At 70.5% G+C, this 18,264-nt stretch carries 16 protein-coding genes and 1 tRNA gene; all 17 read left to right on the top strand.

The window, feature by feature from the left end:
- Positions 1 to 251: 251 nt before the first annotated feature.
- The 17 genes from AC07UH_RS08855 (at position 252) to AC07UH_RS08775 (ending at position 18,169) form a co-directional block, all read left to right on the top strand.
- Positions 252 to 3,620, top strand: a complete 3,369-nt coding sequence (locus tag AC07UH_RS08855; RefSeq protein ID WP_495180090.1) for a glycosyltransferase — start codon at positions 252 to 254, stop codon at positions 3,618 to 3,620.
- A gap of 196 nt (positions 3,621 to 3,816) precedes the next feature.
- A complete protein-coding gene (modA, locus tag AC07UH_RS08850) occupies positions 3,817 to 4,569 on the top strand; it encodes a molybdate ABC transporter substrate-binding protein (RefSeq protein ID WP_495180091.1) in 753 nt (250 codons plus the stop codon).
- Positions 4,569 to 5,258 carry a molybdate ABC transporter permease subunit gene (modB, locus tag AC07UH_RS08845; RefSeq protein WP_495180092.1) on the top strand — a complete coding sequence of 230 codons (690 nt, stop codon included), beginning with the start codon at positions 4,569 to 4,571 and terminating at the stop codon, positions 5,256 to 5,258. The genes modA and modB overlap by 1 nt, the downstream gene beginning before the upstream one ends.
- Positions 5,248 to 5,850, top strand: coding sequence for an ATP-binding cassette domain-containing protein (locus AC07UH_RS08840; RefSeq protein ID WP_495180093.1), 603 nt, complete (start codon positions 5,248 to 5,250; stop codon positions 5,848 to 5,850). The genes modB and AC07UH_RS08840 overlap by 11 nt, the downstream gene beginning before the upstream one ends.
- 65 nt (positions 5,851 to 5,915) lie before the next feature.
- A complete protein-coding gene (locus tag AC07UH_RS08835; RefSeq protein ID WP_038659802.1) occupies positions 5,916 to 6,758 on the top strand; it encodes a type II secretion system protein N in 843 nt (280 codons plus the stop codon).
- A gap of 14 nt (positions 6,759 to 6,772) precedes the next feature.
- Positions 6,773 to 8,995: a type II secretion system secretin GspD gene (gspD, locus tag AC07UH_RS08830; RefSeq protein ID WP_495189830.1), complete on the top strand. Its 2,223-nt coding sequence runs from the start codon at positions 6,773 to 6,775 to the stop codon at positions 8,993 to 8,995.
- Positions 8,996 to 9,644: 649 nt separating this feature from the next.
- Positions 9,645 to 11,228, top strand: coding sequence for a GspE/PulE family protein (locus tag AC07UH_RS08825; protein ID WP_495180095.1), 1,584 nt, complete (start codon positions 9,645 to 9,647; stop codon positions 11,226 to 11,228).
- Positions 11,229 to 11,491: 263 nt separating this feature from the next.
- Positions 11,492 to 12,715 (top strand): type II secretion system inner membrane protein GspF, encoded by a 1,224-nt coding sequence (gene gspF, locus AC07UH_RS08820; RefSeq protein ID WP_495180096.1) that lies wholly within the window; start codon positions 11,492 to 11,494, stop codon positions 12,713 to 12,715.
- An 8-nt stretch (positions 12,716 to 12,723) separates the two neighbouring features.
- Entirely contained in the window at positions 12,724 to 13,197 is a 474-nt protein-coding gene (gspG, locus tag AC07UH_RS08815; protein WP_495180097.1) for a type II secretion system major pseudopilin GspG, read from the top strand.
- Between the two features lie 2 nt (positions 13,198 to 13,199).
- Positions 13,200 to 13,649 (top strand): GspH/FimT family pseudopilin, encoded by a 450-nt coding sequence (locus tag AC07UH_RS08810; protein WP_495180098.1) that lies wholly within the window; start codon positions 13,200 to 13,202, stop codon positions 13,647 to 13,649.
- On the top strand, positions 13,649 to 14,014 hold the full coding sequence (gene gspI / locus AC07UH_RS08805) for a type II secretion system minor pseudopilin GspI (protein ID WP_495180099.1): 366 nt from the start codon (positions 13,649 to 13,651) through the stop codon (positions 14,012 to 14,014). Before AC07UH_RS08810 ends, gspI begins: the two co-directional genes overlap by 1 nt.
- A gap of 140 nt (positions 14,015 to 14,154) precedes the next feature.
- Positions 14,155 to 14,820, top strand: a complete 666-nt coding sequence (gspJ, locus tag AC07UH_RS08800) for a type II secretion system minor pseudopilin GspJ (protein WP_495180100.1) — start codon at positions 14,155 to 14,157, stop codon at positions 14,818 to 14,820.
- Positions 14,810 to 15,793, top strand: a complete 984-nt coding sequence (gene gspK / locus AC07UH_RS08795; protein ID WP_495180101.1) for a type II secretion system minor pseudopilin GspK — start codon at positions 14,810 to 14,812, stop codon at positions 15,791 to 15,793. Before gspJ ends, gspK begins: the two co-directional genes overlap by 11 nt.
- Positions 15,790 to 16,866: a type II secretion system protein GspL gene (gene gspL, locus AC07UH_RS08790; protein WP_495180102.1), complete on the top strand. Its 1,077-nt coding sequence runs from the start codon at positions 15,790 to 15,792 to the stop codon at positions 16,864 to 16,866. The genes gspK and gspL overlap by 4 nt, the downstream gene beginning before the upstream one ends.
- Positions 16,863 to 17,333, top strand: a complete 471-nt coding sequence (locus tag AC07UH_RS08785) for a type II secretion system protein M (protein WP_495180103.1) — start codon at positions 16,863 to 16,865, stop codon at positions 17,331 to 17,333. The genes gspL and AC07UH_RS08785 overlap by 4 nt, the downstream gene beginning before the upstream one ends.
- Entirely contained in the window at positions 17,330 to 18,043 is a 714-nt protein-coding gene (gene gspN, locus AC07UH_RS08780) for a type II secretion system protein N (protein ID WP_038659776.1), read from the top strand. Before AC07UH_RS08785 ends, gspN begins: the two co-directional genes overlap by 4 nt.
- Positions 18,044 to 18,092: 49 nt before the next feature.
- Positions 18,093 to 18,169: transfer RNA gene (locus tag AC07UH_RS08775), tRNA-His, on the top strand.
- The last annotated feature ends 95 nt before the right edge of the window (positions 18,170 to 18,264 follow it).

Genomic DNA, 18,264 nt, shown 5'->3' with positions numbered 1-18,264 from the left:
CGTCAGATGTGTAGAAGAGACAAGTCCAGAGAAGCGGGACCCCGGATCAAGTCCGGGGTGACGGAGTGGGTTTGGAAAGTCGTCCGGATCAAACAGATGTCCGTATGCGATGGCCGTGCCCGGTAGGAGGAGTGACCGAACGTCGACCCCTGCACCGCGTATGATCGCCGCCCGTGACGGCTTTGTCATCGGCGCGTCTTGATAGCGGCACCCGGTCTGGCGCATGTGGGGCGGGGGGGAAGTGCCGTATCATGTCTCAATATCCCGTGTTCTATGACGCCAGCGGGCGGCGCAAGCGGCGCTTCACGCTCGGCGTCGTCGCGTTCGTCGCGCTGGTCATCCTCGCGGTCGCGGTGTTCGCGGTGTCGATCGGCGCCGTCCCTGCGGCGCCGCTGCTGCCGGTGGACGTCGAGCGCCCGGTGCTGCGCCGGCTCGCCCCCCCGCACGGCGTCATCCGTCGCGCCAAGCGCGGCCTCAATTATTACGCCGGCGAGCTGCTCGGCACCGGCCGGGGCAAGGATGCGGCCGCCAACCCCAACCTCGCCATCGCCTTCCACACCCCCTGGGACCCGTCGAGCGCCGCCAGCCTCGAACGCCATGTCGAACAGCTCGATTGGGTGATCCCCGGCTGGGTCTCGGTCACCGGCGCCGATCATCACCTCACCGTGTTCCGTGACACCGCCGGCCGCGCCATCCTCAACCGCGCGGTGCATCGCCCGGTCGTCATCCCGATGATCCAGAATGCCACCAACGGCACCTGGGACGGCGCCGGCACCGCCGCGCTGCTCGCCGACCCGAAAGCGCGCGCCGCCTTTCTCGACCGGCTGATCCCGTGGCTGGCGGCGAACGGCGCCGGCGGCGCCTTCTTCGATCTCGAGGACCTGCCGGCGAGCGCGCAGGCGAACTATCGCACCTTCCTCGGCGAGGCGCAGCGCCGCTTCGCACCGCGTGGCTGGAGCGTATCGATCGCCGCGCCGGTTGCCAATCCCGACTGGAACCTGCCCGCCTACGCCCGGGTCACCGACAAGATCTTCCTGATGGCCTATGACGAGCACGAGACGAGCGGCCCCGCCGGTCCGATCGCCTCGCAGCATTGGTTCGCCGAGACCGTCGCCAATGCGGCGCGCGGCATCCCCGCCGCCAAGCTCGTCGTCGCGATCGGCTCCTACGCCTATGACTGGCACGACGGCAGCGGCGACCCGCTCGGCGTCGAGGAGGCGTGGCAGGCGGCGCGCGATTCGGGGACGATGCCCGCCTTCGATCGCGCCAGCGGCAACAGCAGCTTCGCCTATAGCGAGGGCGGCACCCGCCACGTCGTCTGGCTGCTCGACGCCGCCTCCGCCTATAACCAGATCGAGATGCTGCACCGCGCCGGCGTCGGCAGCGTCGCTCTGTGGCGGCTGGGTTCGGAGGACCCGGGCCTGTGGTCGCTGTTCGGCCGCGATCACCGCACCTTGCCGCCGCCGTCGGCGATCGACGCCATCCCCGCCGGCACCAACGTCGACATCGAGGGCGCGGGCGAGATCCTCAAGATCGCCGCCACCCCCGTGCCCGGCGCGCGTCATGCGGTGGCGGGGCCGGGTGGGGCGATCACCGACGTGCGCTTCGATCGCCTGCCCAAGGCCTATGAGGTCGATCGCACCGGCTATCGCAAGACCCAGCTCGCGCTGACCTTCGACGACGGTCCCGATCGCACCTGGACGCCGCAGATCCTCGACGTGCTCAAGCAGAAGCACGTCGCCGCCACCTTCTTCATCGTCGGCGAGAATGCGCTGACCCAGCGTTCGCTGCTCCAGCGGATGGTCGCCGAGGGGCATGAGATCGGCAGCCACACCTATACCCATCCGAACCTCGCCACCGTCTCGCCGGGGCAGGTGTGGTTCGAGCTCAATGCGACGCAGCGCCTGTTCCAGGCGTTCACCGGCCATTCGCTGCGCTTTTTCCGCGCGCCCTATTTCGGCGACGCCGAACCCTCCACCGCCGACGAGATCGAGCCGGCCCTGCAGGCGCAGGAACGCGGTTACGTCTCGGTCGGCCTGCACGTCGATCCCGGCGACTGGAAGCGGCCGGGCGTCCAGCAGATCATCGACGCCACCATCGCCCGGGTGACCAGCGGCCCCGACCATTGCGACGAGGATTCGGATGCGGATTGCAGCCGCAACGTCATCCTGCTCCACGACGCCGGCGGCAATCGCGCCGAGACGGTCGCGGCGTTGCCGGTGATCATCGATCGGCTGCGCGCGCTCGGCTATCAGTTCGTGCCGGTGTCGACGCTCGCCGGCCTGTCGCGCCGTGCCGCGATGCCGCCGATCAGCGCCAGCGACCAGCTCGCCGCCAATGTCGATCTCGGCCTGTTCACCATGCTCGGCGCGATGGCGATCGGCCTGCGCTGGCTGTTCGCGATCGCGATCGCGATCGGCATCCTGCGCGCGCTGGCGCTCTCCGCGCTGGCGCTGATCCAGGCGCGGCGCGAGGGGCGCACCGTCTTCCCGCGCATCGACCCCGACCGCTTCGTCACCGTGCTCATCCCCGCCTATAACGAGGAGCGCGTCATTGAACGCGCGGTGCGCGGCGTGCTCGCCTCCACCGACGTGCGGATCGAGGTGATCGTGATCGACGACGGCTCGAAGGATGCGACCTCCGCGATCGTCGCCGCCACCTTCGCCGACGATCCCCGCGTGCGCCTGCTGACGCTGGAGAATGGCGGCAAGGCGCGCGCGCTCAACACCGGGCTGGAGCTGGCGAAGGGCGAGATCGTCATCGCGCTCGACGCCGACACCCAGTTCGAGCCGACGACGATCGCCCGCCTCGCGCGCTGGTTCGACGATCCGCAGCTCGGCGCGGTCGCCGGCAACGCCAAGGTCGGCAACCGGGTCAACCTCGTCACCAAATGGCAGGCGCTCGAATATATCACCGCGCAGAACCTCGAACGCCGCGCCTTCGCCCGCCTGAACGCGATCACCGTCGTGCCGGGTGCGGTCGGCGCGTGGCGGCTGGCGGCGATCCGTGCGGTGGGCGGCTATCCGCACGACACGCTGGCGGAGGATCAGGACCTCACCATCGCGATCCAGCGCGCCGGCTGGCGCGTGCAATACGACCAATATGCGATCGCCTGGACCGAGGCACCCGAGACGTTCCGCGCGCTCGCCAAGCAGCGGTTCCGCTGGGCGTTCGGCACGCTGCAATGCCTGTGGAAGCATCGCTCGGCGATCGGCCGCAGTGCCCCGCGCGGGCTCGGCTGGGTCGGCCTGCCGCAGGCGATCGTCTTCCAGATCCTGCTCGCCGCGATCAGCCCGATCATCGATCTGGCGCTGCTCGTCAGCTTCTTCGTCACCTATCTCGACATCCAGGCGCACGGCTGGGCGCAGACCAGCCACGACGTCTATACGATGCTCGGCTTCTGGCTGGTGTTCACCGCGATCGACCTGCTCGCCGCGACAATCGCCTTCGCGCTCGAACGCCGCGAGAAATGGCGCCTGCTCTGGCTGCTGATCCCGCAACGGATCGGCTATCGCCAGATCATGTATTACGTCGTGCTGAAGGCGATAGCCCAGGCGCTGCGCGGCCCGATGGTCGGCTGGGGCAAGCTCCAGCGCACCGGCCGGGTGAGCGCGACGTGATGCGGTTTGGAATCCCTGTCGGCGATATTCCCCTTCACCCCCGACTGGTTCCGGGCTGAGGATGGTTGCGGGTAGGGGGCGATACGAGAGGATTCGCTGCGGAGAGGCGCGCGCCGCGACCGCGCTGAAAACGCCGGTCGCGCCGGACGCAGCCCTTGTATACGGCGGTATATATTCGTTGGTTCGAGGTGCCGTGATGATCCGTTTCCTGCTGCTCCTGTCGCTCGCGATCGCCGCGCCCGCGGCGGCGCAGCGCAAGCCGCCGCTGGTGCTCGCCGCCGCCAGCCTTCAGGAATCGATGAACGCCGCCGCCGACGCCTGGGCGAGGCAGGGCCATCCGCGCCCCGTCGTGTCCTTCGCCGCCTCCTCGGCGCTGGCGCGGCAGGTCGAGGCGGGCGGTGCCGCCGATCTGTTCGTCTCCGCCGATCAGGAGTGGATGGACGCGCTCGCCGCCAAGCGGCTGATCGTCGCGAGCAGCCGCGTCACCTTCCTCGGCAACCGCCTGGTCGTCGTCGCGGCGAAGGGCAATCCGGTCCGCAGCATCCCCGTCCGCCCGCCGGCCGCGCTGGCACGGGTGCTCGCCGCCGGGCCGCTGGCGATGGCCGACGCGCCGGTCCCCGCCGGCCGCTACGCCGAGGCGGCGCTGCGCAGCCTCGGCGTGTGGAGCGCGGTCGCCGCCAAAATCGTGCGCGGCGACAGCGTCCGCGCCGCCCTGACGCTGGTCGAGCGCGGCGCCGCGCCGCTCGGCATCGTCTACGCCACCGACGCGAGGGCGTCGTCCAATGTGCGCATCGCCGGCGTCTTCCCGGCGCGCAGCCATCCGCCGATCACCTATCCCGTCGCTCGCCTCGCCGCCTCGCGCAATCCGGAAGGGGAGGGCTTCCGCCGCTTCCTGATCAGCCGCCCCGGCAAGGCGATCTTCGCCGGCTACGGATTCACCCCGCGCTGATGCTGTCGCCCGCCGAATGGACGATCGTCGCGCTGTCGCTCAAGGTCGGCGGCGTCGCGATGGCGGCGGTGCTGCCGCTCGCCTTCGCGCTGGCGTGGCTGCTCGCGCGCGGGCGGTTTCCCGGCAAATTGCTGGTCGACGCGCTCGTCCATCTGCCGCTCGTGGTGCCGCCGGTGGTCACCGGCTGGCTGCTGCTGCTCGCCTTCGGTCCCAACGGGCCGCTCGGCAGCCTGCTCGAACGCTGGTTCGGCGTGACCGTCCTGTTCCGCTGGACCGGCGCGGCGATCGCCGCGGCGATCATGGCGCTGCCGCTGATGGTCCGCGCGATGCGGCTGTCGATCGAGGCGGTCGACCGCCGCCTCGAGAGCGCCGCGCGCACCCTCGGCGCCGGGCCGTGGCGGGTGTTCTGGACGCTGACCCTGCCGCTCAGCCTGCCCGGCATCCTCGCCGGAGCGGTGCTCGGCTTCGCGCGCTCGATCGGCGAATTCGGCGCGACGATCACCTTCGTCTCCAACGTGCCGGGCGAGACGCAGACGCTGCCGCTCGCCATCTATTCGGCGCTCCAGCAGCCCGGTGCCGAGGCGACCGTCTGGCGCCTCTCCGCCATGTCGGTGGCGCTCAGCCTCGCCGCGCTGCTGATCTCCGAACTGCTCACCCGCCGCGTCCGCCGGGGCCTGCATGTCCTTTGAGATCCGCGTCGAGAAGCGGCTCGGCGAAGCCTCGGTCGCGCTAGACCTGCATGCGGGGGAGGGGCTCACCGTCCTCTTCGGCCCGTCGGGGATCGGCAAGACCAGCGTGCTCAACATGGTCGCCGGCCTGCTCCGCCCCGATGCCGGCCGCATCGTCGTCGCCGGCCGCACGCTGTTCGATTCGGCGCAAGCGGTCGACGTCGCCCCCGAGCACCGCCGCGCCGGCTACGTCTTCCAGGACCCGCGGCTGTTCCCGCATCGCCGCGTCCGCGCCAACCTCCTCTACGGCGCCGCGGACGACAGCGGCCTTGCCGCCACCGTCGCGATGCTCGGCATCGGCCATCTGCTCGACCGCTGGCCGCGCACCCTGTCGGGCGGCGAGGCACGCCGCGTCGCGATCGGCCGCGCGCTGCTCAGCGACCCCGCCTTCCTGCTGCTCGACGAGCCCTTGTCGTCGCTCGACCGGTCGCGCCGCGGCGAGATCATGGACGCGCTGCTCCGCGTCCGCGACGAGGCCGGCCTGCCGATCCTGATGGTCACCCACGATCCCGAGGAAGCCGAACGGCTCGGCACCCGCATCGTCACCGTATGATCCCTCTTTGCCGCAAAAGCGTAACATGCCATGCGTAGGCGGACGCTGCGGGACGGGATGACTTCATGCGCTTGAAACTCGACGCGCGCACGCGGCGCCTTTTGCGCCGCTTGCCCGTCGTGAACGTCTATTCGCTGGCCGAGCTGATCCTGATCGCAGGGCTGGCGACGCAGAGCGCGCGACTGGTGTGGACGCTCGTCACGCCGGTGTCGCCGCTCGGCGACTGGCGCCCGGCGGCGGTCACCGTGCCCGGCCGCCCCTATGACGTGCTCGCCGGCTTCGATCCCTTCTTCCGCCTCGGCGGCCCGCAACAGGGGCCGGCGACCGTCACCTCGCTCCAGTTGACGCTGTTCGGCATCCGCGTCGACGAGGCGTCGGGCCGCGGCTCGGCGATCCTCGCCGGTCCCGACAACGTCCAGAAGAGCGTCGCGGTGGGCGAGGAGATCCAGCCCGGCGTCCGGCTCAAGGCCGTCGCCTTCGACCATATCACCATCGATCGCGGCGGCACGGCCGAGGATCTGTTCCTCGTCCAGTCCGACGCGCCCGCCGGCGCCCAGCCCGCCGCGCTCGGCGCCCCCGGCACGCCGCCCGCGCCGCCGTCGCCCGGCACCGGCGCCCCCGCGGCGATCCGCGCCAACCAGATCCGCAACGAGATCGGCTTCATCCCGCGCATCGATTCGGGCCGCATCTCCGGCCTCGTCGTCCGTTCGCAGGGGTCGGGCGCGCTGTTCCGCAACGCCGGCCTGCGCGACGGCGACGTCGTCACCGCGATCGGCGGCCGACCGGTCAGCGGCCCGCAGGACCTTGACCGCGTCACCGCCGATTTCGCCGGCGGCGGCAACATCCCCATCACCGTCGAACGTGGGTCGCAGACGCTTGCGCTCGCCATCACGATCGCGCCCAATTGATGAAGACGGTTCCCATGAAGACGCTCGCTTCCGCCCTGCTGCTGTCCACCGCCGCGCTCGCGCTGCCGACGACGGTGCTGGCCCAGACCACGCTCAACGTCCGCGACGCCGACATCCGCGCCTTCATCGCCGACGCCGCCAAGGTGACGGGTCGCACCTTCATCATCGACGCGCGCGTCAACGGCAAGGTGACGGTGGTCACCGACCGGCCACTCAGCCGCTCCGAATATTTCGAGACCTTCCTGTCGACGCTGCGCGCCAACGGCCTCGTCGCGGTGCCGACCGGCAACGGCGCCTTCCGCATCCAGCCGATCGACAACGCCGCCTCGCAACCGAGCCGCATCGGGTCGGCCGGCGCCAACCGCAACAGCTTCGTCACCGAGATCGTCCGCCTCCGCTCGATCGACGCGACGCAGGCGATCGAGACGGTGCGCCCGCTGGTCAGCGCGCAAGGGTCGGTGAGCGCCAATCGCGGCTCGAACAGCCTCGTCGTGGTCGATTTCGGCGATAACATCCGCCGCATCCGCGAGGTGCTGCGCCGCGTCGACGCCGACAATGCCTCGACCCGCGTCGTCGCGCTGAAGAACGCCTCCGCCAAGGAGATCGCCGCCGCCTTGCAGGGCCTCGCCACCGGCGCGCCCGGCGGGCAGGGCGGCGGTGGTGCGCAGGGCGGCGTCGGCACCAGCGTCACCGCGGTCGACAGCAGCAATTCGGTCATCATCCGCGGCGACGCCAACAGCGTCGCGCGCCTCGTCCAGGTCGCGCAGGACCTCGACCAGAAGGCGAAGAACGGCACCGAGATCCGCGTCGTCTTCCTCGAAAATGCCGACGCCGCGCAATTGCTCCCCGTGCTCCAGCAGCTCGTCGGCCAGACCCCCGATGCGGTGCAGGAGACGCAGCTCTCGCGCACCCAGACCGGCTTCGGCAGCAGCACCGGCGGCAGCGGCGGCCAGAGCCAGCAGCGTCAGGTGACGCAGGCACCGGTCCAGCAGCCGGGCGGCGGCGGCAGCGCCAACGGCCCCAACCAGCCTGCGATCACCACCCAGGGCGGGCGTACCGCCGCGGTCGTCACCCGGTTCCAGGGCGCGAACGCGATCGTCATCGCCGCGCCCGCCGATATCCAGCGGCAACTCGCCGACGTCGTCCGCCAGCTCGACACCCGCCGCGAACAGGTGCTGATCGAGGGGATCGTCGCTGAAGTCTCCGATTCGACGGTCAACAAGCTCGGCGCGCAATTCGTCCTCGCCAACCCGTCGGGCGGCGCCTTCGCGGCCTCGACCTTCTCGAACAGCGCGCCCAACATCCTCCAGATCGCCGGCGCGATCGGCGCGCGCGAACTGTCGAACAACACCACGACGACGGTCGCGAACGGCGTTGTCACCACCGTGACCAACAATACCGCGTCCGATACGCTCACCCAGTCGGCGCTGAATTCGATCCTCAGCTCGACCGGCGGTTTCGGCGGTTTCGGCGGCAAGATCGGCGACGTCCTGTTCGGCGCGATCATCAACGCGGTGAAGAGCGATACGACGTCGAACCTGTTGCAGGTCCCGCATCTGGTGACGGTCGACAATCAGGAAGCGCACAGCCTCGTCGGCCAGGAGATTCCGATCACCACCGGCCAGGCGCTGTCGAACAATTTCGACAACACCTTCCGCACCACGCAGCGCGAGAATGTCGGCATCGAGCTGACCGCGCGGCCGCAGGTCAATTCGTCCGGCACGGTCAAGCTCAACCTGCGCCTCGAGGTCAGCTCGATCGCCGGCCCGGTGTCGAGCGACAACAGCGACCTCATCCTCAACAAGCGCGAGATCGAGACGACGCTGACCGTCGACGAGGGCCAGATCGCGGTGATGGGCGGCCTGCTCAGCGACGAGGAGCGCCGCACGATCGAGAAGATCCCGCTCCTCGGCGACATCCCGGTGCTCGGCAACCTGTTCAAGTCGAAGGCCAAGTCGCGCAACAAGACCAACCTCATGATCTTCATCCGCCCGACGATCCTGCGCAGCGCCGCCGACAGCCGCCGGGTCGCTGAGCAGCGCTACGGCTACATCCGCCTGCAACAGGGGCTGCAATCGCCCAACGAGGAGCCGTCGATCGACCAGCTGGTCCGCGACTATCTCGGCGCCGCACCGCCGATCCCCTCGGCACCGATCCCCGGCAACATCGAGGACCCGCGCATCGCGGTGCCGATCCAGCACAATACGACGAAGGTCATCCGCCCGAGGGACCGATGAGGAACACGCCCGCCGCGTATACCCCCCCATCGTCATCCCGGCGAAAGCCGGGACCCATGGACACGGCGCGGTCGGCGTCGGCACGCGCCTTCAGCGTCCCGCAGCCATGGGTTTCGGCCTCCGCCGGGATGACGAACGGGGAGGGCGCCCGCCTCACCCCCAACTCTGTCATCCCCGCGCAGGCGGGGATCCATACGCGCGGACCTCACGGCGCCATCGCAACACCTGCGCGTCTGGATCCCCGCCTCCGCGGGGATGACCAAGCCGGTGGGGCGTCCGTTACGATCCGTCGCACCGGAATGGGCCGATCACGTCTCACGCCCTCCGTCCGTCACGCCGCCCCCCCATCGTCATCCCGGCGAAAGCCGGGACCCATGGACGCGGCGCAACCGGCGTCGGCGCGCGCCATCAACGACCCGCACCCATGGGTCCCGGCCTCCGCCGGGATGACGAAGGGAGAGGGCACACCTCTCACCCCCAACACCGTCATCCCCGCGCAGGCGGGGATCCATACGCGCAGACCTCGCGGCGCCATCGCGACACCTGCGCGTCTGGATCCCCGCCTGCGCGGGGATGACGAAGGGGAGGCGGCGGCCGTCAGGGACATCGACTCCACCACGGAAATGACGAACCCGGTTAGGCACCAGCAATGATCATCCGCACCGGCGACGCCCTCGACGCGCCCGACACCGCCCCCGAGACCCTCGTCCTGCCCGAGCCCCCCGCCGCGGCCGAGCCGCTCCCGATGCTCGCCATCCCCTACGCCTTCGCCCGCAAGCACGGCGTCGTCGTCACCCATACCGACACCGACACGCATCTCACCGTCGCGCTGCGCGCCGGCGCCAATCCCAAGGCGCTGATCGAGATCCGCCGCTATCTCGCCCGCCCGTTCGACGTGTCGATCGTCGAGGCGCCGCAGTTCGACCGCCTGCTCTCCGACAATTACGCGATGGACGGTCAGGCCAATGCGCTCGCCGCGGTCGGCATGGGCGACGAGCTCGACAGCCTCGCCGAGGGGCTGCCGACCGCCGAGGACCTGCTCGACACCGCCGACGACGCCCCCGCGATCCGCCTGATCAACGGCATCATCGCCGACGCCGCGCGCAACGGCGTCTCCGACATCCATATCGAGCCCTATGAGACCGGCCTGATCGTCCGCATGCGCATCGACGGCGTGCTGCGCGAGACGCTGCGCATGCCGCCGCACGTCGCCCCCGTCGTCGTCAGCCGCATCAAGGTCATGGCCCGGCTCGACATCGCCGAGCGGCGCGTGCCGCAGGACGGCCGCATGGGGCTCACCCTCGGCGGCAAGCTGCTCGACGTCCGCGTCTCTACCTTGCCGAGCCGCGCCGGCGAGCGCGTCGTGCTGCGTATCCTCGACAAGGACAATGCCGGCATCGATCTCGAGGCGCTGGGCCTCGATCCGGCGATGTACGCGCTGCTGCGCGGCGCGCTCGCCGAGCCCAATGGCATCATCCTCGTCACCGGGCCGACCGGTTCGGGCAAGACGACGACGCTCTACGGCGCGCTGCGCCTGCTCAACGACGGCAGCCGCAACATCCTCACCGTCGAGGACCCGGTCGAATATGCCGTCGAGGGCGTCGGCCAGACGCAGGTCAATCCCAAGGTCGGGCTGACCTTCGCCGCGGGTCTGCGCGCGATCCTGCGCCAGGACCCCGATGTCGTCATGGTCGGCGAGATCCGCGATCGCGAGACCGCCGAGATCGCGGTGCAGGCGTCGCTGACCGGCCATCTCGTGCTCTCGACCGTCCATACCAACGACGCGATCGGCGCGATCACCCGCATGCGCGACATGAAGGTCGAGCCGTTCCTGCTCGCCTCGACCTTGCGCGCGGTGATCGCGCAGCGGCTGGTGCGCCGGCTCTGCCCGGTCTGCCGCCATGCGGTACCCGGATCGCATGGCGTCGCCGGCCTGCTCGGCATCGAGCCCGACGCGACCGTCTACGAATCGGTCGGCTGCCCCGAATGCAACCACACCGGCTTCAAGGGCCGGATCGGCGTGTTCGAGGCGGTGCGGGTGGACGACACGATCCGCCGCATGATCAACGACGGCACCGACGAGACCGCGATCGCCGCCCACGCCTTCGCCCGCACGCCGAGCCTCGCCCAGGCCGCCGAGGCGCTGGTCCGCCGCGGCCTGACCACGCCGGAAGAGGCGGTGCGCGTCTCGCGCAGGGACGCGACCGATGTCGTGGTGGTGGACGATGCGTAACTGCGCGACCATCGTTCCCGGCAGGGCATCGCCATTGGCTATGGCGGCGCCCGTGAGGCTCGATCGCTTCGTCCACAATATTCCGTCACCCCGGACTTGTTCCGGGGTCCACCCCGCGGCGAGGAGAACGGCTGGAGGAGCCTGCCGCACCCCTGCGGCCCGGTGGACCCCGGAACAAGTCCGGGGTGACGATGGAATTGAGGACATGTCCCGCGCAAACACGCGCCATAAGCCATCGCTCTCTCCTCGCAGGCGTAAATGGCATGGCTGACTTCGACTATCTCGCCATCGACACCCGCGGGCAGGAGCAGCGCGGCCACGTCGCCGCACCGTCGCTCGACGCCGCGCGCGCGCAGCTCGACCGCCGCAAGCTGTACGTCGTCCGCCTCGACCCCGGCGCGCCGCCCGCGGCGACCAGCCGCCCGCTGTTCGGCATCAAATTCGGGTCGAGGAAGATGAGCGTCAAGCAGCTCACCCTCTTCACCCGCCAGCTCGCGACGCTCAACCGCGTCTCGCCGCTCGAGGAATCGCTCCGCACCATCACCCGCCAGACCGAACAGGACAGCGTCCGCACCATCGTCGCCCACGTCCACGCCGGCGTCGTCGAGGGCCGCCGCCTCGCCGATTCGATGGCGCGCGAGGGCAAGAGCTTCCCGCCGCTCTATCGTGCGATGGTCTCGGCGGGCGAAAGCTCGGGCAGCCTGCCGACGATCCTCGACCGGCTCGCCGCCCTGCTCGAACGCCAGGCGGAGATCCGCGGCAAGCTCATTACCGCGCTCGCCTATCCGACCATCCTCGCGGTCGTCGCAATGGGTGTCGTCACCGCACTGATGATGTTCGTCGTCCCGCAAGTTGTCGAGCAATTCGATACCGTTGGACAGCAATTGCCGCTGCTCACCCGGATCGTCATCGGCCTGTCCGACTTCCTCGTCGGCTATTGGTGGCTGATCGCTCTATGCGTGGCGTTAGTGGCGTTAGGCAGCTGGTACGCGCTGCGCGACCCCGCGCTGCGCCTCGCCTTCGACACCGCTTTGCTGCGCCTGCCGCTGCTCGGCCGGCTGTTCCGCGACCTCCACGCCGCGCGCATGTCGCGCACCTTGAGCACGATGATCGCCAGCCGCCTGCCGCTGCTCGAAGGGCTCGCGCTCACCGCCTCGACGATCCACAACCGCCGCCTGCGCGCCGCCTCCGACGAGATCGTCGACGCCATCCGCGGCGGCGGCAGCCTGTCGGCGGCGATGCGCCGCGCCAACGTCTTCCCGCCGCTGCTGACCTATCTGGCGGCGTCGGGCGAGGCGGCGGGGCGGCTCGACGAGATGCTGGAACGCGCCGCCGACTATCTCGAACGCGAGTTCGACCGGTTCACCGCCACCGCCTTGTCGCTGCTCGAACCCGCGATCATCGTCGTGATGGGCGGCGTCGTCGCGACGATCGTGCTATCCATCCTGCTCCCCATCCTCCAGCTCAACACGCTGGCAGGACAATGAGGCAAGTCATGCGTACATCCAAGAAGAAGCCGCACCGTCGCGAAGAGGGTTTCACGCCCGTGAGGCGTTCCGCCGAACACGGCTTCACGCTCGTCGAGCTGATGGTGGTCATCGTCATCATCGGCCTGCTCGCCGCGATCGTGACGTTCAACGTCCTGCCCGCCGGCGACAAGGGCAAGATCACCAAGGCCAAATCGGACATCAGCACGATCGAGGGCGCGCTGGAAATGTACCGGCTCCAGATGAACAGCTACCCGACCACGTCGCAGGGCCTGCAGGCGCTGGTCACCGCCCCCGCGGGCGTCAACGCCGCCGAATATCAGCGCGGCGGCTATATCAAGAAGCTGCCGCCCGATCCCTGGGGCCGCCCGTATCTCTACGCCTCGCCCGGCCAGCACGGCGAGGCCGACGTCTGGAGTCTCGGCGCCGACGGCAAGGACGGCGGCGAGGGCGTCAACGCCGACATCACCAGCTGGCAATAGCCATGGCCCCGCGCCGCAACGGTTTTACGCTGGTGGAGCTGATGGTGGTGGTGACCATCATCGGCCTCGCGGCGGCCGTCGCGGTGTGGAACATGCCCGATCCGCGCGGCCGGGTGGCGGACGAGGCGGCGCGCTTCGCCCTGCGCGCCCGCGCCGCGCACGATGCCGCGATCGTCGATGCCCGGCCGGTCAGCATCTGGGTCACCGCGGGCGGCTATGGCTTCGACCGGCGCGGCGCCGGCCAGTGGGTGGCGATGGCGGAAAAGCCGCTGCGCGTCGAACGCTGGACCGAGGGCACCGTCGCCGCCACCGGCGAGGCGAGTGGCCGCCTGCGTATCGTCTTCGACCCCACCGGCCTCGCCGACCGCCCCGCGCAGATCACGCTGACGCGCAGCGGCGCGCGCGCGGTGATCGACCTCGCCGCCGACGGTTCGGTCCGGGTGGCGAGCTGATGCGGACGCGCGGCTTCACGCTCATCGAGATCATGGTCGCGCTCGCGGTGTTCAGCCTCGCGGTGCTCGCGCTGCTGCGGCTCGAGACGGCGACGATCCGTGGCGCCCGCACGCTCGACGAGAGCCTCGTCGCCGGCCTCGTCGCGCGCAACGTCGCCAACGATGCGGTTACCGAGGCGCAGCCGCCCGTCGCCGGCCGCACGACGGGCAGCGAGGTCAATGGCGGCCGGACGTGGACCTGGGTGCGGCAGGTGCGCGGCACCGGCAATGCCGCGATCGTCCGCATCGACGTCGCGGTGAGCAACCGCGCTGGCCAGATCGTCGGCCGCACCACTGCGATCCGCCCGCCGGACCAGCCGTCGTGACGTTGGCGTTCCGCTCACTCCACCCACGCCGTCACCCCGGACTTGTTCCGGGGTCCACTGTGCCGCCTATCCAGCGGCTTGACGGTGTGCGGGACCGTGGACCCCGGAACGAGTCCGGGGTGACGGGAGAGGCGGGGCAGGTGTCCCGACAATGCGCAACCGAGACCGGCTTCACCCTCGTCGAGGTGATGATCGCGCTGATGATCTTCGGCCTGATCGCCGCCGCCGGCGTCGCGATCCTCACCTTCAGCGTCCGCGCGCAGACCGCCACCGGCAAGCGCTTCGACGATATCGCCGCGCTCAACCGCACCGCGTCGCTGCTCGCCGGCGACCTCGGTCAGGCGATCGACCGGCCCGCACGCGACGAGGGCGGCACCATGCTCCCCGCCTTCACCGGCGAAAGCGACGGCCGCATCCGCTTCGTCCGTACCGGCTGGGCCAATGTCGACGCCGCGCCGCGGGCGAGCGCGCAGAAGGTCGCCTATCAGCTCGACGGCAACACCCTGCTGCGCGTCGCCTATCCGATGCTCGACGGCGCCGTGCCGCTGCCCGCGGTGACGTTGCTCGACAAGGTCGCCGGCATCGCCGCCCGCTATCGCTACCGGGGCGCATGGAGCGACCGTTGGGACGGCACGCAGGGCGCAGCGCTGCCGCAGGCGGCCGAGATCACCGTCCGTCGCACCGACGGCACCGCCTTCCGCCTGATGCTGCTCGTCGGCGCCGGCGGCAGCGCAAGCCCGGTCCCCGGCGCTTCGCCGACCCCCGGTGCTACCGGTACGCCCCCCGGACCACCCGATGTCCGCTGACCGCGAGCGCGGCGCCGCGCTGCTCACCGTGCTGCTGCTCGTCGCGATGATCGCGGTGCTCGCCGGCACTGCGCTCGAACGGCTGCGGCTGACGACGCGGCTCGCCGGCAACGCGCTCGCCGGTGAACAGGCGCGCGGCTATGCCCGCGCCGCCGAGGCGCTCGCCACCACCAAGGTCACCGATATGCTCGGCTCCAGCCGCGACCGGGTCACGCTGACGGGCGGCTGGAGCAATCGCCCGTTCGGTCTGCCACTGCCCGGCGGCGGCCTCGCGGTGGCGCGGGTGCGCGACGGCGGCAATTGCTTCAACCTCAACGGCCTCGTCACGAAGCTCGGCCCCGGTGTCTACACTTCGACACAGGCGATCGCGTCGCGCATCCAGTTCGTCCGGTTGATGCGCGCGATCAACGTCCCCACGCAATCCGCCGAACGGATTGCCGCCGCCACCGCCGACTGGATCGACAGCGATCAGGACCAGCAAGGCAACGGCGCCGAGGACCCGGTCTATCTCGCCCGCGCCACCCCGTATCGTACCGCCGGCACGCTGATGGCCGACCCCAGCGAGCTGCGCGCGGTCGACGGCGTCACGCCCGACATCTACGCGCAGCTTCGCCCGTGGATCTGCACCTTGCCCGATGCCAAGCCGGCGGCGATCAACATCAACACGCTCACCCCCGAACAGGCGCCACTGGTCGCGATGCTCTTCCCCGGCAATCTGTCGGCCGATGCGATCCGCGGCATGCTGCTCCGCCGCCCGCCGCAGGGGTTCAAGGACGCCAGCACCTTCCTCAACCTCGCCGGCAACGGTGCCACGCCCGACAGCGGCAGCGGCGGCCTCGCCGTCACCTCGACCTGGTTCGCGCTCGCGATCGACGTCAGTACCGGCGGCGTGCAATTGCAGGAAAGGGCGCTGATCGACGCAAGCCGGCTTCCCGCGCGGCTCGTTGCGCGGCAATGGGGCGACGAATCATGACGACGCTCCTGTTCCTCCCCGCCGGCGACCGCGGCTATCGCTGGCTCCGCTTTGCCGATGGCGCGACCCGCGAAAGCGACGGCGTGCCGCCGGCAAGCGACGATCCCGTCATCGCGATCGCGCCCGCCGAATCGGTCGCGTTGCACTGGGCCGAACTGCCCGTCCGTTCGCCCGCGCAGGCGGTCGCCGCCGCGCGCCTGCTCGTCGCCGAGGCGAGCGCCACCCCGCTCGCCGAACTCCATGTCGCGGTCGGCGACGAAGGCGAGGGCGAACGCCCGATCGCCGTCGTCGCGCTCGCGCAGATGGCGCAATGGCTTACCGACCTCACGGCGCACGGCATCGATCCGCTGGCGATCCTGCCCGCACCGCTGCTGCTGCCGCGTCCTGAGGAAGGCTATGTCCGTGCGACGATCGCCGGCGCGGCGCTGGTACGCAGCCGCACCACCGGCTTCGCCGACGAGGCGCCGCTCGCCGATCTGGTCATCGGTGACACGCCGCAACACACGCTGGACCGGGACGGGATCGATGCCGCGCTCGCCGCTGCGCTCGCCGCGCCGGTGCTCGACCTGCGTCAGGGGGCCTTCGCCCGCCGTCGTCGCCGCATCGGCATCGACTGGGCGCTGGTCCGCCGGCTGGCGGTGCTCGGCGCCGCCATCCTGCTGGTGACGCTCGCCATCGATCTCGTCCGGATCGCCAAATACAGCTTCGGCGCCGATGCGCTGGAAAGCCGCGCCGAGGCGCTCGGCCGCACCGGCCTCGCCCGCGGCGAAACGGTGACCGACGTCGACCGCCAACTCGCCGAACGCCTGTCGGCGGTGCGCGGCCCCGGCCTCGGTTTCACCACGACGGTCGCGGCGATCTACGACGCGGTGCGAGCGACACCCGGTACCGAGCTGACATCGCTCGATTTCCAGTCGAACGGCAGCGTCCGTATCGGCGTCGGCGCGGCGCGCGAATCGCTGCCGACCGATCTCAAGCGGACGCTCGAGGCGGCCGGCTTCACCGTCGAGGCGGGGACGTTCCAGTCCGCCAATGGAAGGGTGACGGGCGAGATGACGGTGAGCCGGCGATGAGGTCCTTGCGCAACTGGTTCGCGGGACGATCTTTGCGCGAACGGCGGATGATCCTCGTCATGCTCGCTTTGCTCATCGTGACGATCATCTGGGGCGGGATCATCCTGCCCGTCCGCGACGGCCTGTCGGGAGCCCGCGAACGCTATGCCGATGCGGTCGTCCGCTTCGCCGCGACGCAGGACGAGGTCGACCTGCTCCGTTCCGCCGGCCGGCGCGTGCCGCTCAACGGCTCGCTCGCCGACACGCTGCGGTTGCGCGCCGACGCCGCCGGCCTCGCGCTCGCCACCGTCGACGACACCGGCGGCGGCCGCGTCCATGCCACGATCCAGGCGGCCAAGCCCGCCGCGCTCGGCCGCTGGCTCGGCGGGCTCGAGGCGAACGGCATCCTCGTCGAATCGGCGACGTGGCGCGACAATCAGGACGGCAGCGTCGCCGCCGACCTCGTCGTCCGGGCGCGTGCGGCATGAGGCGCATCCGGCTCCGCACCGGCCCGGTCGCGCTGTTCGGCGCGCTGCTGCTGCTCGCGCTGCTCGTCTTCCTGCCGCTGCGGCTGGTGCTCGGCGCGGTCGGGCTCGGCGAACAGGGCTTTTCCGCGCGCACCGTCACCGGCAGCGTCTGGGACGGCCGGCTCAACGAGGCGCGGTTCGGCGATCTCGCACTCGGTTCGCTCGACGCCAGCCTCTCGCCCTTCGCCCTGCTGCTCGGTCGCGCTCGTGTCGCCGTCGACGGCGCCCCCGGTCTGATCCACGGTGCGATCACGCTCAGCCGTCACGGCCAGGGCATCGACGACATGACGGCGACGCTCCCCACCGGCGGCGCCTTCGCGCCCTTGCCGGTCAACCAATTGTCGCTGGAAGGCGTCACCGTCCATTTCACCGATACCGTCTGCGACAAGGCGGAGGGTCGCGTCCGCGCCCGGCTGATCGGCGAGGCGGCGGGCGTGCCGCTGCCGACCGAAGTGTCGGGCGTCGCGCGCTGCGACGCTGGCGCACTGCTGCTGCCGCTTGCCAGCCAGGCCGGCACCGAGAGTATCGAGCTGCGCATCACCGGCGCCGGCCGCTACACCGCGGCGCTGCGCATCGCGCCCGGCGACCCCGCTGCGGCACAGCGTCTCGCTGCCGCCGGATTCGTCGGCGGGCAGGGGGGATATCGACTTTCCGTCGAAGGAAGCTTCTGACGGCCTTGACGCGGGGCGTTCGCCCCCGCTAGGGGCGCATGCGTTCGCGGCGACCGTAGTTCAATTGGTTAGAGCGTCGGCTTGTGATGCCGGAAGTTGCGGGTTCAAGTCCCGTCGGTCGCCCCATTCTCCGCCCTGTCGGTATCTGGTCAAATCCTGACTAGCCAAGCGCGTCGAGAAATAATATTACGGCCTTCCGCAATTTTCTGGCGGGGCAATTT

The organism is Sphingomonas sp. GW821-FHT04B01 (genome assembly GCF_059420425.1).
The sequence above is the reverse complement of the archived record's forward strand: the minus strand, read 5'-3'. Positions and strand labels throughout refer to the sequence as shown.

What these genes read in the sequence shown, in the direction of transcription:
- AC07UH_RS08855 (WP_495180090.1), top strand. Translation starts at nt 252, where the DNA reads ATGTCTCAATATCCCGTGTTCTATGACGCCAGCGGGCGGCGCAAGCGG.
- modA (WP_495180091.1), top strand. Translation starts at nt 3,817, where the DNA reads ATGATCCGTTTCCTGCTGCTCCTGTCGCTCGCGATCGCCGCGCCCGCG.
- modB (WP_495180092.1), top strand. Translation starts at nt 4,569, where the DNA reads ATGCTGTCGCCCGCCGAATGGACGATCGTCGCGCTGTCGCTCAAGGTC.
- AC07UH_RS08840 (WP_495180093.1), top strand. Translation starts at nt 5,248, where the DNA reads ATGTCCTTTGAGATCCGCGTCGAGAAGCGGCTCGGCGAAGCCTCGGTC.
- AC07UH_RS08835 (WP_038659802.1), top strand. Translation starts at nt 5,916, where the DNA reads ATGCGCTTGAAACTCGACGCGCGCACGCGGCGCCTTTTGCGCCGCTTG.
- gspD (WP_495189830.1), top strand. Translation starts at nt 6,773, where the DNA reads ATGAAGACGCTCGCTTCCGCCCTGCTGCTGTCCACCGCCGCGCTCGCG.
- AC07UH_RS08825 (WP_495180095.1), top strand. Translation starts at nt 9,645, where the DNA reads ATGATCATCCGCACCGGCGACGCCCTCGACGCGCCCGACACCGCCCCC.
- gspF (WP_495180096.1), top strand. Translation starts at nt 11,492, where the DNA reads ATGGCTGACTTCGACTATCTCGCCATCGACACCCGCGGGCAGGAGCAG.
- gspG (WP_495180097.1), top strand. Translation starts at nt 12,724, where the DNA reads ATGCGTACATCCAAGAAGAAGCCGCACCGTCGCGAAGAGGGTTTCACG.
- AC07UH_RS08810 (WP_495180098.1), top strand. Translation starts at nt 13,200, where the DNA reads ATGGCCCCGCGCCGCAACGGTTTTACGCTGGTGGAGCTGATGGTGGTG.
- gspI (WP_495180099.1), top strand. Translation starts at nt 13,649, where the DNA reads ATGCGGACGCGCGGCTTCACGCTCATCGAGATCATGGTCGCGCTCGCG.
- gspK (WP_495180101.1), top strand. Translation starts at nt 14,810, where the DNA reads ATGTCCGCTGACCGCGAGCGCGGCGCCGCGCTGCTCACCGTGCTGCTG.
- gspL (WP_495180102.1), top strand. Translation starts at nt 15,790, where the DNA reads ATGACGACGCTCCTGTTCCTCCCCGCCGGCGACCGCGGCTATCGCTGG.
- AC07UH_RS08785 (WP_495180103.1), top strand. Translation starts at nt 16,863, where the DNA reads ATGAGGTCCTTGCGCAACTGGTTCGCGGGACGATCTTTGCGCGAACGG.
- gspN (WP_038659776.1), top strand. Translation starts at nt 17,330, where the DNA reads ATGAGGCGCATCCGGCTCCGCACCGGCCCGGTCGCGCTGTTCGGCGCG.